Raw genomic sequence first — 14,576 nt, forward strand, 5'->3', positions numbered from 1 at the left:
AACTCCATGTTCCGTGTATGCCCACGGCAGAACTCTCGCCCCGCCTCTCCCAGTGTTTGAAGTCACATTTTGTGACCTCAAAACCTTTACTTCTTCATTTGTAAGCTGAAAGGCGTAATCTATGGTGAACCTATCCGCATTACGCGAGCGGTACTGATTTACGGCTTTCGTAGTCGTTTCGTAGAATTGTGCCAGGTCATTCGCCAAAATGACAGGCTTCCCTCGGACCAACACAATAACCTGTTTGATACTATCGGATTGATCCGGGCTCCCAATATTTGCCTTACTTGAACTCATCGGTATGCACCCATCCTTTATCGCTCAAAACCAAATCATCGCTATCTTCTGATACCCCTGCGATTGCGGCAGGCCCGAGAGCAAGCCGCGGCGCTAATTCAGGCATGATCGCCCACTCAGGGACTTCGGCTAATCGGTAGCGATATTTGACATGGCTTGTCGCCGCGCTGCTCTGCACGACAGGCGCGGTAAAATTCATGATCTCAACAATGTCCCGGCGTCCGTAACAAAGCTGCAACATGTCTTTGTCAGGCCCCCTGTTTAGCGCCTTAGGCTGGATAGCGGCCTCCCCGGCTTTTGTGAGCCGAAAACCCTTTGCGGGAACCTGTTCCGTCTTGCTAAAATTCTTCAGCTCAAGCGTCGTGTCGTGCACGCTCATAATTCCGGCTCTTGCCAGCGCTAAGAACGGCTTTAAGTCTCGCGCATTGCGTTTCGCCCCGAGGACCTTGCCATCGTCTGCCACCTCCACGACAAACAAAAAGGTCTGCCCAGCCTCCATTTTGCCAATTGGAAAGCACTCATGGTATTTAGTGTAATGTGCGTTCAGGACTTGGATGAAGTTTTCATTCGTGGCTTCATTATCAGGCGCGCCGCACGCCGCCAGTAAAAGCGCTATCATGCCGACCGCTCTGCATATATTCCGATTCATTATCGTTCCTCCATTACGTAGCATTCAAGAAATCTCCCGCCCCTTTGTGAGCGTCCAGGAAATACTGTGCCCGCTAATATCCCCTGTGACAGAGCGGCCTGGATTGCGCTCCAGCGTCTCGCGCCACGGCACGAGGGTAAAATCTTTTGACCGCTCGATAACACCGTAACGCCCGCTCGGCCGGTTAACCGCTTTGACATATGTTCCGGAGATTTTGCCGCTGGCTGGCATCTCTGCGAACGGCTTACCCATATCGCTTGATATGTCACTCGCGGCGTCCGCCACATCGCGGGCTTCTAGGGTTTGTAAATGCTCGGACGTGATAGGCTCGCTGAGCGCGCTGATGACCGCCTCATCCAATAGGAATTTACGGCGCAGGGTTTTGGCGGTTTCTACGTCTTGGCCGAACCCCTCAGGCGCGTCAGACCCGCTTGGAAGCACTAACTGCTCATCCAGCCATGTCCGGCCCATCATTTCGGCTAGTTTTTTAAGCGGGCTGCCGCTCACTATGCGAACGTCCACTGGACCCGCCAAGGCTTTTGACTTTTCAAAGCGCGCGGCCCGTTTCAAATAGTCTGGCGGCACAGTCCAGGTTCCGTCCTTTTCGCGCTCGGCATGGCCCGCGCGCCGCATGGCTTCAAGCCGTCTTATATGAGCTTCGATGAACTGAGGCCGCGCTTCTTTATCCGTCTCCATATGCGCGGCCACGCTGTAACGCCCGCCGCTTCTGTGAGCGATGGTATCGATCGTATAATCGGACGGCCTGGGCGTGATCGATTTTGGTTTTGCCTGAACAGTCATCCCCGGCGCAACGCCCTCGATATTAGACGCCCCGCCTGTATCCACATAAAGCGCCTCGCCACTAGTGCAATCGAGCACCATATAGCTGCGGTCACTCACATCATCGCGGAGGCCGGTTTTCACCACCCTGCCAGTCACGGTCTGCGCCTTGGCATCAAAGGGATCGTAAATTTCATCGCTGTGAACTTGGCGGGTAAGTTTAGCCTCCGTCATGGCGCGCTGATACGTCCGGATAATATCGCCGCGCTCGCCCATGCGCCGCAAGGTGCGCTCAAACCCCTCATCTAGCTTCCAAATGCGCCGCCCGGTTTTCTCTACCAGCCCCATTTCTCCAAGCCGTTTGAGCCGTCCCATATCCAGACGCCAAATGGCCTCTGACCCGGCGTCCGGCCCTGCCGACAAATCAAGGACGTTATCTTTGGCTTGGGTCACAAAACTCTTGTCCAATAATGTGAACCGCTTTTCAGGAACCATAGCGGCCAATTTCATGGCGGCGTCCATTTGCCGAATATAGCCGAGCTCTTTTGTTACGAGTTCGGCAGCAAGTTCCCGCATCCCCCGCGAGATATAAGCCCGCGGGATGACGAGATCTTTCCCGTCCGCCGTCTTGCCTCTTAAAACAATATGGGTATGCGGCACCGAAGTGTCGTAATGATCAGCGGCGACCCATTCTAGCCGCGTTTCAAGATCGCTCTCCATGTGGCGCATAAAATCACGGGTGAACCCGGTGAGGCTGAGCATGTCCTTACTGTCCTCGGGCGAGACGATAATTTTGAAGTAATGACGGTCGTCTTTCAGGGTCTCTGCAAAGCCTGATTTATCCGGGGATATGCCGTCGTCGCCATAGAGAATGCCCTTGCTCTCATCCCGCCCAGCGCCGTCTCTCTCAATATAGTCCAGGTGATGATTAAGACTGGCAGTTTGCGCGGCGCCGTTTTTGACTAGGCTGACTTTCACAACAATGCGCCTGACAAACATTTCTTCAGCTCTTGGCGCGAACCTCGAGCGGCTTCCGCCCCCGCGCTTTTTGGACGAACTCCTTGCCGCGTGCCTGACGCGCCCGGCCAGACTTAAGAACTGTCCAGTGCCATTCGGCGCAAAAATTTTTCCAAGCTTCACATTGAAGGGATCATCGCCGCGCCCGCTCATTGACCTGTAATCCTGCTAAATCTGCGAATTTTCGCAGGTGGCCCGCCCGTAATCCCCGCTGCTATAGGGGTTCTTAAGCAACAGCCTGGGTCACCACTCAAAACGGTGGCCCCTAAAAAACGATGTGCAGACAATGGCTTAGGGCTGACAGGCCCAGCCCTTTTATCTTGCAATATCCACCAATCTAACCTCACCCCCCTAATTCCCCCATTTTACCGGACTTAGCGGATATTGATGTCCCGAGATATTCCACTTCTCCGAGGATATTCTCGAGCGTAACAGGCCCAAAATAACGGCTATCAAACCCGGTCTGCACATCCGGCGAGACAAGAAAATATTCGCCCAATTTTAAGGTAATACACCCCGACTGAGCCGGCATGTCGCGCCCCAAAGCATCCTGCGACTGCCGGGAGATATCAGCATGCTTTGGGACGCTCACCCCGTTTTTATGATAGCAAATCTCATCCCCTTCGACGGCCCAAACCGTCTTTATGAGGGGGTAATCATAGGGCAAATATCCGCGCTCATCGGCCAGTTTGCGCGCCCATTCCGGCGCGTAAGCCGCGACCTGAGAATTAAGACCGGGCATATTATTCTTGCGCAATCTATAAAACCCAATGGGCGCACTGGGACTAGGATTGTAGAGCAAAAAAGGTTTAGGCGGAAAAGCAATTTGAGCTGTTGTCACGACAATTGCGCCCGTAATAATCATGGCAATAAGCGAATTTCTAAGCATTGTTCTGTGCCAAATATTGACTTATCTGGGGCGGGTCATCCCTGCAAATTTCCGTATGATGATACTGCCGCCAATAGCTGGCCGGGACGACGGCGAGGTCACTACCCACTCGCTTTTCCAGCTTCGTCAAACGCGCCAGCAAGCGGCGCGTGGCCTTCGTGCCGCGTGATCGCAGCAGCAGTTCAGCGCCGGGATAGACGCCAGGCATTTCAGTCAGTCGCCCCGTTTTTTGGGTTTCACAAATATATAGATTCCAGAGAATTGTACCGTGATCGTTGCGCGTCCACCGCACCATTCCAAATGTCGCAAAAGGCCGAAAGCTGTGTATTTTAATTCCGCTTGGACGCTCAATTATTGTTTGGCCACCGCCAAACCTGAGCCGGTGATTGCAAACACCGCGAACAAAATGCTCGGTGACTATGGTGCAAGCATCAGACATTTTGGGAGGCTTTTTTACCGCGCGGCTGCGTTTCTTCTTCGCGGCGCAATGACCACTGCTTCAATTCATCCCGGTGATAGACGACTTTGCGCCCATGTTTTCTGTATTTTGGCCCCTGCCCGTTCCATCTCATATTCTGCAGTGTGTTTTGTTTCAGATGAAGAAATTTTGCAGCCTCCTTAACATCCACAAATGGGCATTTCAAAACACGGCCCATGTCCACCTCCCAGTCAGTTTCTGTCTTTGCAGGGGCCTGATATCCCTGCCATTAAGTGATTCGGGGCATATTTTTACGGGGTTGTATATGGTTAAACTTGCACCCTCAAAAATAACCGCTCATCTAAAATAAGCTCATTTGGAGTGTGAACGGGCTTATCTAGTCTGGTTTAAAATCTTTAAAAATTGCCCGCGTAACTGGGATTCGGCACGCAAATAATGATTGCGAACAATGGTTCGCGCATACTCAAATTTATCGGGATTTTTAATCAAGTATTTTTTCCCAAAATGGGCCTCTATGGCGTCTTTCCATGACCCGCCAGAGCTGCGAATATCGTAAACCAGCGCCGCGCTTCGGTGCAAATCGGCCCGTTTTGGCGTGTGAATATTCGTGCGGGCGGGCAGTGATCCATCAAGAATTCCAAAGATTAGAGCGGCGGTTTTAAGCCGCTTTTCACGGCCCTTGGCATGATTAAACTCAAGCCCGATATAGACATCCTCACTTCCTAAATCCAAATCATCACAATGCAGCTGAAACCAAAACCCTGCGCCTAGAAACCGGGCATGATAAGAGCCGTCTGCGCCCTTAAAATAGGAGCGTTTGGCTGGATAATCCGACAGCTTGATGGGCCTCGCTTCAGGCCGAACGGATGCTACCTCAAGAACATGGAACCTCACCGCGGAACTAAAATGATCAGGGTGCCAAAACACATTGGCATCAACAGCGGAAAGCTCCGGGTTTGCCGGAAATAAAAGCCCGTATTTTTCAAATTCTGGGTAGAGTTTGAGCGCTGTTAATTGCACGGCGTCATCTGATAATTGGGCGGCCAGCAAGTCTATAGGCGCTGTTTTTGCGTAAAGTTTCTTATAAGACTCCACGCGCCGCACGACCTCCCAGGAAGAGGATGGAAACGTATTCCACGGTGAAATTTTATAAGGCAAAACACTCCTTTACACCAAAAACTAGCATCAAAACAGTGCCTCTACCATGATAATCTGCAAGATATGCGCCATGGATATAACCACAAAAAACCCGCCCGATAGTGCATCGGGCGGGGGTATTTAAGAGAAACCGCTTAGGCGCGGGGGTTCCAGACCATCGCGAATTTCTTCTCTTTAGTGCCTTTGACCCGGCCCAGATTAGCATAGACCCTGCGGTCGCTGATATTGGGGTGTTCAAAGGTCAGGGAGATATAATCTTTCCCTGAGGTTTCACCGACGCGGTTCCAGCCTGCGCCGACTTCGTTTAAACGCTCTCCGAAGATCCGGTAATCCGGCTCCTGGGACTTCGGCGTTTTGGACTCATTGGCGACGATTTTGATGCGTTCATTGACGCCCATCGCTAACAGGCCTTCGAAGTTTCCGGTGTCAGTTTTTGTGATATATCCGATTGCTTTGGACATAGTTTAGTCTCCATTTGTTTGCCGCGTCGGGGCCAATCCCCTTGCTGACAACCAAATGGAAGCGGGCGGCCCGCCGCCTATCACGCCTTCAATAGAATCAAATCATAAAGCAGGCCGAACGCGCACTGCGCGTTCGCACCCGTAAGAGACGCTAATTTGTGTCGCGATGAATTGGGCCTTCTCTTTTTAGGCCCAAGAGGAAATTAGTGTGTCTGGAGCGGTTGAAAGGCGGCGAGCCGCCTGCTCATTTAAGGGTGACAGCAAGGGGATTGGGCGCGGCGCATCTGACAAATGGAACCGACGATTAAAACTACATGCCCAAAGGGATTGGATGTATTACGCGGACTGACACCGGCAACTTTGACGCTTTTTTTCGCTATGGGCGGCCATGATCGCCTCAAATGCCTCTCCGGCGCGTCCGAAACTTCCTGATGTCCCAAGAGCTGGATTTCTATATCTTTAGAGGGGGTTTGAATGATGACGGCAAAGGCTGGGGCCGTGCCTGCGGCACATCAGGGAAAGACGGTATCTCCCGAGCCTTTGAGCGCCTCAATATCTGCGGCCGCAGGGTCTATGCCCATCTGGGCCGTATCAAAGGTATAAAAGTGCCGATATTGGCTATGGCCTTGAACCCGCTGCGCCTAAGCTGTTTCTCTTACATGCCGGCCCGCCTGATACACAATCGGGCGGGTTTATTTGCGGCTATCTCTATTGCTCTCATTCTCAAACGCGCTTAGTCAATGATCGCGCGTAGCAAAATCTGCGCGTGGGGATCGTCAACCCCTCTGAAAACCGTAGACGGCCTGCCCGGCGCGTCTTGGGACATCAATGCACATTCGGCTCTGGCCGGATGGTGCGTAATGTCCAATGGTCTTTGCCTGAAAAGGTGCGGCCTAAATACCGCGCACAGAGTCCTACGGTTCTCTGTTTTGACGACATCCGGCTTTTCGGATGCGTTTAAACGAACCGGAGGCCTTATGGTAAGCCAAGCTGATTATAGTCAGACACTCTATTTAAGTCTGCTACCGAGCGGCGGCATAACGCTCGACAAAGACTACTGCGAGGCCGGAACCGATACGCCCGCGCTTGACCCCGATATCGTGCTGGCCCCAATTTCCATGCTGCAGTTAACTCAAATCGCCGCCGATACTATTCTCAAACTTCCCGACCAAAACGACCCAAATGAACTTGAGAATCTCCTTGCAAGCATAGATAAATGCTTGGAAATGGTCAAATCCGCTATAAAAAAGCGGGAGTCCAAACCCTAAAAGCCGCCCCGCGATTGCGAGGCGGCTAAATGTTCGGCAAGTTTGGAGACTATTGCACCGAACACCGCTTAATTCAGGCGGCTTTGTCTGTCTCCTTTTTCTCGTCTGTCACCATCACTTTTGATAAGGAAGCGCACTCACTTGCGGGCGGGCATGTCGCCTTGTCGATGTAATGGGTAGCCGGAACCTGCATCCATTTAGGACGCCAGTCGGGACGAGCTTCGCGGGAGCCTTTAACGTCCAGACAGTCCCGTATAATGGCCTTTTGCACCTTACCTGTTTCGGTCAAATTGGCGTCAGCCGCCCGCTTTCCGGCAATATCTTTAACCATCGCATTGATAACGGCCTTATCGCGCAAGATGTCAAAAAACGCATCATCAGGCTCCCAAAGCGCGGTCATGTCCACTGGCACAGCATAGGTGACTGCTTCAATGATGTCCGCGTCCTTGGTCAAGCTTTCGCACATAGCGAGGGCCATCACGCGCATGACCGCCGCGTCACCGAGTTCTAAGAGCCGCGCAAAAATCTGCGCTACGCTGCCTTCTGCCAAATGCTTGGACGGGCTGTAAGGGTGGTCAAAAGGTTTAACTCCCAACAATTCATAAACCGCCTTACGCTCGGCCTCGAAAATTACCGCGCCTTTGCTATTGGCAATGCTTATCGTAGTGGCCTCTTTGCGCGATTTGGTTGGCTGCGGGGCTACGCTCCACAGATATGACCCTGCAAACATATGGGCCACCGTCAATCGAAGTGCGGCCTTGGGGTGGCCTAGCAATGAGGCCCGTATCGCCGCATGACGATGCAAAGCGACATACTCTTTCAGTGGGCCGGACATTTCTGGCTTTGAGGATTTGGACTTGGAACTCCCCTCGCCGTTATCAACACCGAGAATGGCGTCTATTTTCTTGATGTCAGATTTGGGCATAAAGCCGATATTAGGCGTAACGGTTCCGTCATGGCCTGTGGCAATGTATATTTTCCCGCCCTGCTCTTGGCTGCGCTGTCCGTGCTCATAGCGGTCAAACCGCGTTCCGCGTTCTAAGACGACAATTTCAGTCCATCCCTGCTCTTTCCACTCACTCACGGCAGTGGCAATGGCGGCGTTTTGCAAAGGCCAGAAGGCATCAGGGTCGGCAAAATAATCCGTCTCGCCAAAGAGGTCGGTTATAATTGTCCCGTCAAAATCCGCCACATTGAATAGAGCGCATTCCGTGCTAATTTGCGCTCCGCCTGTTAGCCATTCTTTGAGATTATGACCTTGGGGGGCGTAAGTTTCTCCGTGAAACAGTTCAAGCCATTTGGCTTGTTGGTCAGGCGTCGCCAAGGTCAAGGCTTCCAAAGTAGGTTGCCGAATTTTGTCGTCGTCAAATAAAGACAGAATTTCAGGTAAAAGGTTGGCAAGTGCCAAAACCCGCCTGACCGACTTAGCAGGTATAGCAAAAACCTGCGCAATTTCGTCCACATCTTTGCCGCTATCGGCGAGGCCTTTATAAGCCCCAAATTGCTCCAACATTGTCGCCGGAACCCGCGCAATATTTTCCAAGAGTGAGGCCTCCCGCGCTGATTTCGCGTTGCCGCTCTCCATTACTATGCAAGGCGCGATTTGTGCCGCTCCTGTCTCCTTGGCTTTCTTTTTGAGCGCGAATAAACGGCGGCGTCCGGCGATTACGCCCCATCCCTTGCCTTCTTTACGAACAAGCATGGATTGATTGATACCTTTATCCAATACGCTCGGATAAATATCATCAATATTAGGCGAGTTTTTGCCGTACCTCATATTTAGCTTGCTGACGTGCATATCAGCAATCGGCAGCATTTTAACCTCACAGGCGAGGCTTTTGGTTTTTCTAGTTTTTACTTTCGTCATTTGGAAGTCTCCAATTTTGCGATGAGGTCACAAAGGTCTATCTGCGAACGAGCCACCTCATCAAAAAGGCCGATGTCGCAAGATTTCTGAGGCGCATTCAGGTTCGGACCTAAAGAAGGGCCAGCAACCATCGGATGCGTTGTTCGGGCTGTCAGTTTTTCGCGCATTGTCACGGGGCAAACGCCATCAATCAGGGTCTGCTCTCCCACCTCTGTGGGTTCGGGTTTAAAGGTCACGCGCTGGCCTCGGAGAGTATTTTGAGTTGCCGCGTCTGTTCGGCCTTGGCCACGATTATCGCCTCGCCGAGCAAGTCATTAGCGGCCTCGGTCAGATAGGCATTGTCGCTATTCGGAAAATTCGCCTCAATGCCCCATAGACTCGCGGCGTGGTCGGTTAGGCTTATGTCGCCGATGGTCACCGATAAGATAACGCCGCAAAAAAACCACTCGCCCGCTGTCCAAGCCGCCATGGTAGCTTCGGCCTTCCCTTGAGCTTTGGCAAAACGATCCCGAAAACCATTTCCTGGGCCGATGAATCCCGCGTCATCTTTATACAGGCTCGGCCAAAATCCGTCTTGCCGCTCGTCGGGCGCGTCCGCGCAATCATCATGAGCTATGCGGGCGGTCACGGTAAAGGCTCCGACCTCGCAAGACAGGCTATCGCCAAGACAGACAAAGCCCTCGAATTTTTCCGCGAAGGTCATTGCGCCCTGCGCATTTCAAAACCTTCGGTGCTGCATAGTCCAATGAGGCGGCTGACCTCGTTGACATTCAAGTCGTCGCCGATTTGGCAATATATTGACGCCTGACGGAGGGCTTTCCCGTTGCGGGTCTTGACCACATGCAACCACCGATAAGGGCCGCGTCCATCTTCTCTGGGTTTAACTTGGTAACAGGCCATGACTACCACGCCCCAAAAATGTGGACTTGCTCAAAGCCTGTCTCAATTATGAAAATATCGCCCGAATTTTCCCAATCTCGACTCATGCTTTTATAGTCGATATAAAATTCAAGACTCTCTGGGATTTTGGGGCCGCAATCCTCGGTGCACTCGCGCGCGTAATCTTCGAGGGTTTCATATTGGCCGTGATAATGCTCTAGGGCTTTACGGGCATCGTTCAAGTCAGAGCCGTAATGCTCTAAGAGTTTGCCGCCTAATTCTTCGTGTTCTTCAATAAACTTGGCGATTGCCGCAACGCTCTCGAAAGACTCCCATTCGGAAAGGCTCGCGCCTTCAAAACCTTCATAGTCGTGGATTGCCCATTCCTCGGCGTCAGGCTCCGGCGAGTCGGCAAGCATGGCTTTTGTTTCATCCCAGATATGAGACTCGCCAAGCGCGGCGTCTATCCATCTACCGTGCAGGTGGCCGCAATTATAAGCGGCAAGGCAAGCGACATAAATTCGGATGGTGGAAACCGTAGGTTTGTGAAAATTTGGCAAATAGCCAAATGGCACGAAAGGGGCCGGAATCGGGGTCTGGGATTGGCGCGGGGTCATCGGTTTGTCTCCAATGCCGCCCCAAGAATTGGGCGCGCCGCGCCCAGCACTTGGACGCGAACGCGTTCCCCCCGCAGGGGGGCGGGGGGAGCGGCAAGGAGGCCAGACAGGCGAAGGGTAAAAAGACCGGGCGCAAGGGCTTTGGTAGGACGGCTAAAACGCATTCAAAACGACATGGCACCAAGGCCCTTGCGGCTGGGCTGCCCTTCGGCAGACTGGTCGTCCGCTCCCCCTGTCCCCCGAGGATGGGAACTCACCTTCAATGCCGGCGCGCCCGCGCGCCGCTTACCGCCGCAGCGTGAGCAGCGGAGCGCCAGCCGAACGTCAGTGAGGGAAGGATCAAAGCCCGAAAGGTGGAGACTTGGCTTGCCAAGGCTCCATTCACGCGAGCTCGGCACTGCGCCTTCGCAGGGAGGCGTCCTAATGTTGATGATAAAGTGCGTAGGTATGCATGAAACAAACCTGTCTTAGTTAGACTTGCTCATGGATATTATATAAGAAGACCTATGAAGTACTTATACATTGTCGCTCTTAGTATCTGCATAGCTAACTGTTCTCCTCAGAAGACCCCAGCTACCACAAAAACTTGTTTGGGCAAAATTTCCACGACAGTACAAATAGAAGGCGCTCGGACAATCATTGGCAGCAATATGTTTTACCCCGAAGAAAGGGAAAGGTCGGTTCAGTTCAGCAGTTTCGACATCGACACGACGGAAGTAACCAATCAGATGTTTACCAAATTTGTGTCAGAGACTGGATACGTAACAACGGCCGAAAAACCACAAGCCGGATTCAATACAGCTGGCGGGGCCGTATTTAAACAACCGACTGCCAAAAATCTAAATTGGTGGCAATTTGTTGAAGGCGCGAACTGGCGTGCTCCCGAAGGGCCAGGATCCTCTATTAAGGACAGAGGCTTTGAACCAGTTGTGCAAGTATCTTTTGAAGATGCCCAAGCCTATGCCAAGTGGAAGGGTCGCGATCTACCGAGTGAAGGACAATGGGAATTTGCAGCCCGTGCTAATGATACCACGGAATTCGTCTGGGGCGACGAACGCGCACCCGAGGGACAAGAGATGGCAAATAGTTGGCAAGGCGCTTTTCCTATACAGAACACTCTAAAAGATGGTTATCAATTGCGGGCACCTGTTGGATGTTATCCGCCGAATGACTACGGGTTATACGACATGATCGGAAATGTCTGGGAATGGACAAAAACCCCGTATAGCCCACAAGACCAAAATCCAGTATATGCCATAAAGGGAGGTTCATTCTTGTGCGCTCCAAATTTTTGCGCGCGATATAGAGCCCCTGCCAGGCAACCCCAAGAAGGTGATTTTTCGACTAATCACATTGGTTTTAGAACTGTTAGCAAAGAGGTTTCAAATTAGATATGCGTGTTGCTTCGCAATACTTCTGTATAACGAGTGCTAATTTACCAACTTATAAGAAGACAGACAGGGCAATCTAATTCACCCAAATGCATCATAGCTATGGGTGATTGCAATTGAAATTTGCCGAACAAGCGCCGCTCCGCGCGTCATCGGCTTGATGACGGTCTCGGCAATATGCGGGAACCCTCCCATCTTCGACGATTGGACGTCCGACTTTTCAATGAGTTGATCGACCCAATCATTAGATTGCTTTTGTGATGGATAAGCACTTTGCAAATCATGCACAATTGAATCGATTTGGAAGCTTTGTAAACGTTGCAAGATATCCAGTTGAGACACGCCGTTCTCATTATAAGCAGGGAGTTCTGTCGCCAATATCAACATTTTCATGATCACGGCGAGGCGCAAAGCATGGAGAATTTTGAGGTTCTGGTCATCATCTGATCGCTCGACGCCCATGACACGGGCACTCTCAAACATATCGATCCGAAGACTGTTGGCCAGATCGGTTATTTGGGATCGCCATTCAGACGTTTTGAGAGTTTCCGATACTTGGAGGCATTTTTCGGACAATGCGGGCTCATTCCCTGACAAGGCCCGGCTGATCCAAAATCCCGGATCAAACAAGCGGCCATAGCCCGTCAAAATCGAAATGTTCGCGCGTTTAGATGCGGTGGTAGCCAGCGTGAAAAGAGACCGCGCCCGGTCCGAATTTTCCATCAATGACGAAAACTTCTCAGGGTCAATTCCGGCTGCGCGGCCAAGTCCGTAGAAGACATTTGCGGGCGTTCCGAATTGCTGCAAGATCGCATTGTGGGGAATGGCGCGAATCTGCCTCGGGTCAAAAGTTTCGGTTTTGCCGTCACTCGACGCACGTTTCACCGCCCGCGACCCTGTTGGAACTAATAGATTTTGACCAAATCCGCCCAACAGATTCACATAATCAGGATTATTATAAAGCGCTTCTTGCTCAGCTGAAAGCGTACGGAACACGTCCCAAGAGAAATCTCTATCTGTATAGAAGGGGTCGTCCTGCGCCTTGGAGCGATCAGCATGTCTTGCGGCAATAATTGAGGCCACACTTGCATGTGCCAAGGCGTCGGTTTGGAACCACAGAAATCCATCTCCGCCCTGAAAACTGGTTTCATGACAGAGCGGCACGTGCGCGTCTTCATACTGACTGACCGCCCAAGGACTCATCACATAATCAATGCGGTCTTTCAGGTCTCCGGGATGTCCGCCGCGCCCCATGCCCTCGCCGTGGGTGTTGAAGACAATGGCTGTGACATCCGTCAGGCCGCGCTTGCCCAGCGCAGACGCTAGGTGAGATTGTAAGCGCTCAATAGCTAGGGTCGCCGGGAGCTGGCCCATAAAGCGGCCCGCATCCGAAAACCCGGTTTGGATCGCGAAGACGCCGCGGCGTTCCACATAGTCCCGATACACAGGATTATCGAGCATCTTACTTATAATACGCCCGCCATTATTTAGCGCTTCTGCTGTTTCAAACAAAGGCGAAATATCCAGATGATCTTGCAAACCATACAGCCGCGCGAGGTATAACATGCCAAGCGGAATAAGACTATCTTCGCACTCAGCAATTAACATGCGGATCGGCGTTTCTTCGTCGATATATTTGTGGATTTGCGCGACCAGCATCATCTGTTGGTGAGCCGTGTTTTTCTCAAGCTCCAACGCCGCAAAATTGACTTGCAGCGGCTTCACTTTACGGGTCATTTCTGATGCCCGCTGCAAAAGCGTGCGCGTATCACTGCCCGTATCGCGAATGCCAAAGGCTGCGCGCACGCCGTTGATAACATGGCGAGAATTCAAGCGGAAATGAATCCGAGCTGTGCCAAGACCGAACGTACGTATGCTTGAGCGCAAGACAAGCAAATCCCGCTGGACGCTCTGCGATCCAGCTTCTTTGATCGCCTGTTCTATGAGCGGATACAGGGATTTAGTTGACCGAATACGGCGCTCTGAATCCCGGGTCAGATTATTGGCCGCAGCAATCAGGCTCTCCGGATCATGCATATCCTCTTTGAAGAGCGTTAAGTCCCTCTCCGTGCTTTCGCAGGCGTGAGTTAGGCGTTTTTTTAGCTCGGCTAATGCGGCGGTAGGTTCAGTTTTAATCGCTTCGATTGACTTACGGTATCGGCAAAGTTGCTCATACTTTTCGGAAAGACGAAGGCGAATGGCATCTGCCCAGCCAATATCCGTCCGACCATCAATGTCGTACCCGACCCAGCTATAGACTTTCGCCAAACAGGGCGTGAGTTCGGCCCACTGATCTGGAAATTTTTCGGCGGCGACGTCCAGAACAACGGCATTCACTTTCGCAAGAGCCTGTTGAATTCTCAGGATCGCCGATTGTGTATCGACATGTTCTTCCTGCAGTGTTGGAGCGCTCTTTTGCAAGAACGGAAGTGTTTTTAGGTGCTCTGTCTGCTTCCCGCATTCGCCAGACCCCGCCGTGGCAATCTCGCCAAGCGTGTCGCGAACTTCGGATGAAAGAGAAAATGTCGGGTGAGCCGTTAAGACGATGCCTTGCCCGGCCGACTCGGCCCAAGATTTGAACGCGTCAAATCCCGCTTCAGCTTTTGAGACAGCATGCACCCGAATAATATCATTGATATCAGGTTCTGGACGAACGCCGGCACGGTAATGCAAACGCCGGGCCCGGCGAATTGCACTTTCATCCGAGATGGATTTTACAAGGGATTCAATATCTCTGAACGCAATGCTGCGCTCTTCAACAGCTTTTGAAATATCATAGGCCAGCAGCTTAACTGGATTGGACTGCGGATCGCTATCGATCCGGCTTTCATGATGTTTCAAATCACTGGATAGAGTTTCGAGCC

General features: G+C 52.0%; 15 protein-coding genes and 1 pseudogene. 3 read left to right on the top strand and 13 right to left on the bottom strand.

The genetic code is table 11. The features are described 5' to 3' along the window. The 8 genes and pseudogenes from H142_RS17235 to H142_RS0103220 form a co-directional block, all read right to left on the bottom strand. Nucleotides 1-297, bottom strand: a pseudogene (locus H142_RS17235) (ORF6N domain-containing protein); the annotation flags it as partial. Then, nucleotides 284-916 carry a hypothetical protein gene (locus H142_RS0103190; RefSeq protein ID WP_156811865.1) on the bottom strand — a complete coding sequence of 211 codons (633 nt, stop codon included), beginning with the start codon at nucleotides 914-916 and terminating at the stop codon, nucleotides 284-286. The gene H142_RS0103190 and the pseudogene H142_RS17235, both read right to left, overlap by 14 nt. 54 nt (nucleotides 917-970) lie before the next feature. Continuing rightward, complete coding sequence (locus tag H142_RS14125; RefSeq protein ID WP_017930657.1) at nucleotides 971-2,725, bottom strand: DUF3363 domain-containing protein; 1,755 nt, start codon at nucleotides 2,723-2,725, stop codon at nucleotides 971-973. Between the two features lie 361 nt (nucleotides 2,726-3,086). Further along, the gene (locus H142_RS0103200) at nucleotides 3,087-3,632 is read right to left on the bottom strand and encodes a S26 family signal peptidase (protein ID WP_017930659.1); all 546 of its coding nucleotides are present in this window, start codon (nucleotides 3,630-3,632) and stop codon (nucleotides 3,087-3,089) included. Continuing rightward, nucleotides 3,625-4,071 carry a DUF2840 domain-containing protein gene (locus tag H142_RS16065; RefSeq protein ID WP_017930660.1) on the bottom strand — a complete coding sequence of 149 codons (447 nt, stop codon included), beginning with the start codon at nucleotides 4,069-4,071 and terminating at the stop codon, nucleotides 3,625-3,627. Before H142_RS16065 ends, H142_RS0103200 begins: the two co-directional genes overlap by 8 nt. Further along, on the bottom strand, nucleotides 4,064-4,288 hold the full coding sequence (locus H142_RS0103210; protein WP_017930661.1) for a helix-turn-helix domain-containing protein: 225 nt from the start codon (nucleotides 4,286-4,288) through the stop codon (nucleotides 4,064-4,066). The genes H142_RS16065 and H142_RS0103210 overlap by 8 nt, the downstream gene beginning before the upstream one ends. Nucleotides 4,289-4,443: 155 nt before the next feature. Then, complete coding sequence (locus H142_RS0103215; RefSeq protein ID WP_017930662.1) at nucleotides 4,444-5,166, bottom strand: hypothetical protein; 723 nt, start codon at nucleotides 5,164-5,166, stop codon at nucleotides 4,444-4,446. Between the two features lie 197 nt (nucleotides 5,167-5,363). After that, entirely contained in the window at nucleotides 5,364-5,690 is a 327-nt protein-coding gene (locus H142_RS0103220; RefSeq protein WP_017930663.1) for a DUF736 domain-containing protein, read from the bottom strand. Nucleotides 5,691-6,091: 401 nt separating this feature from the next. On the opposite strand from H142_RS0103220, the gene H142_RS0103230 reads away from it, so the two are divergent. Together H142_RS0103230 and H142_RS0103235 are read left to right on the top strand one after the other, a co-directional pair. Next, nucleotides 6,092-6,427, top strand: coding sequence for a hypothetical protein (locus H142_RS0103230; RefSeq protein WP_156811866.1), 336 nt, complete (start codon nucleotides 6,092-6,094; stop codon nucleotides 6,425-6,427). 3 nt (nucleotides 6,428-6,430) lie between these two features. After that, nucleotides 6,431-6,958, top strand: coding sequence for a hypothetical protein (locus H142_RS0103235; protein WP_017930666.1), 528 nt, complete (start codon nucleotides 6,431-6,433; stop codon nucleotides 6,956-6,958). A gap of 73 nt (nucleotides 6,959-7,031) precedes the next feature. Here H142_RS0103235 and H142_RS14135 read toward each other — a convergent pair whose 3' ends face one another. The 4 genes from H142_RS14135 to H142_RS0103260 all read right to left on the bottom strand — a co-directional run bounded on the left by H142_RS14135 (nucleotide 7,032) and on the right by H142_RS0103260 (nucleotide 10,321). Beyond that, nucleotides 7,032-8,825, bottom strand: coding sequence for a ParB/RepB/Spo0J family partition protein (locus tag H142_RS14135; protein WP_017930667.1), 1,794 nt, complete (start codon nucleotides 8,823-8,825; stop codon nucleotides 7,032-7,034). After that, nucleotides 8,822-9,061 carry a hypothetical protein gene (locus H142_RS0103245; protein WP_017930668.1) on the bottom strand — a complete coding sequence of 80 codons (240 nt, stop codon included), beginning with the start codon at nucleotides 9,059-9,061 and terminating at the stop codon, nucleotides 8,822-8,824. The genes H142_RS14135 and H142_RS0103245 overlap by 4 nt, the downstream gene beginning before the upstream one ends. Continuing rightward, nucleotides 9,058-9,528, bottom strand: coding sequence for a hypothetical protein (locus H142_RS0103250; RefSeq protein ID WP_017930669.1), 471 nt, complete (start codon nucleotides 9,526-9,528; stop codon nucleotides 9,058-9,060). The genes H142_RS0103245 and H142_RS0103250 overlap by 4 nt, the downstream gene beginning before the upstream one ends. Before the next feature lie 199 nt (nucleotides 9,529-9,727). Further along, on the bottom strand, nucleotides 9,728-10,321 hold the full coding sequence (locus H142_RS0103260; RefSeq protein ID WP_017930671.1) for an antirestriction protein ArdA: 594 nt from the start codon (nucleotides 10,319-10,321) through the stop codon (nucleotides 9,728-9,730). A 590-nt stretch (nucleotides 10,322-10,911) separates the two neighbouring features. On the opposite strand from H142_RS0103260, the gene H142_RS0103270 reads away from it, so the two are divergent. Further along, nucleotides 10,912-11,712 carry a formylglycine-generating enzyme family protein gene (locus H142_RS0103270; protein WP_169331795.1) on the top strand — a complete coding sequence of 267 codons (801 nt, stop codon included), beginning with the start codon at nucleotides 10,912-10,914 and terminating at the stop codon, nucleotides 11,710-11,712. Nucleotides 11,713-11,793: 81 nt separating this feature from the next. On the opposite strand, the gene H142_RS0103275 is transcribed toward H142_RS0103270, so the two are convergent. Further along, nucleotides 11,794-14,553, bottom strand: coding sequence for a phosphoenolpyruvate carboxylase (locus tag H142_RS0103275; RefSeq protein WP_017930674.1), 2,760 nt, complete (start codon nucleotides 14,551-14,553; stop codon nucleotides 11,794-11,796). Between the last annotated feature and the right edge of the window lie 23 nt (nucleotides 14,554-14,576).

Origin of the sequence: Robiginitomaculum antarcticum DSM 21748 (assembly GCF_000365025.1) — a bacterium.
Taxonomy (GTDB): Bacteria; Pseudomonadota; Alphaproteobacteria; order Caulobacterales; family Maricaulaceae; genus Robiginitomaculum; species Robiginitomaculum antarcticum.

What these genes read in the sequence shown, in the direction of transcription:
- H142_RS14125 (WP_017930657.1), bottom strand. Translation starts at nt 2,725, where the DNA reads ATGTTTGTCAGGCGCATTGTTGTGAAAGTCAGCCTAGTCAAAAACGGC.
- H142_RS0103220 (WP_017930663.1), bottom strand. Translation starts at nt 5,690, where the DNA reads ATGTCCAAAGCAATCGGATATATCACAAAAACTGACACCGGAAACTTC.
- H142_RS0103235 (WP_017930666.1), top strand. Translation starts at nt 6,431, where the DNA reads ATGATCGCGCGTAGCAAAATCTGCGCGTGGGGATCGTCAACCCCTCTG.
- H142_RS0103190 (WP_156811865.1), bottom strand. Translation starts at nt 916, where the DNA reads ATGATAGCGCTTTTACTGGCGGCGTGCGGCGCGCCTGATAATGAAGCC.
- H142_RS14135 (WP_017930667.1), bottom strand. Translation starts at nt 8,825, where the DNA reads ATGACGAAAGTAAAAACTAGAAAAACCAAAAGCCTCGCCTGTGAGGTT.
- H142_RS16065 (WP_017930660.1), bottom strand. Translation starts at nt 4,071, where the DNA reads ATGTCTGATGCTTGCACCATAGTCACCGAGCATTTTGTTCGCGGTGTT.
- H142_RS0103200 (WP_017930659.1), bottom strand. Translation starts at nt 3,632, where the DNA reads ATGCTTAGAAATTCGCTTATTGCCATGATTATTACGGGCGCAATTGTC.
- H142_RS0103210 (WP_017930661.1), bottom strand. Translation starts at nt 4,288, where the DNA reads ATGGGCCGTGTTTTGAAATGCCCATTTGTGGATGTTAAGGAGGCTGCA.
- H142_RS0103230 (WP_156811866.1), top strand. Translation starts at nt 6,092, where the DNA reads ATGCCTCTCCGGCGCGTCCGAAACTTCCTGATGTCCCAAGAGCTGGAT.
- H142_RS0103250 (WP_017930669.1), bottom strand. Translation starts at nt 9,528, where the DNA reads ATGACCTTCGCGGAAAAATTCGAGGGCTTTGTCTGTCTTGGCGATAGC.
- H142_RS0103260 (WP_017930671.1), bottom strand. Translation starts at nt 10,321, where the DNA reads ATGACCCCGCGCCAATCCCAGACCCCGATTCCGGCCCCTTTCGTGCCA.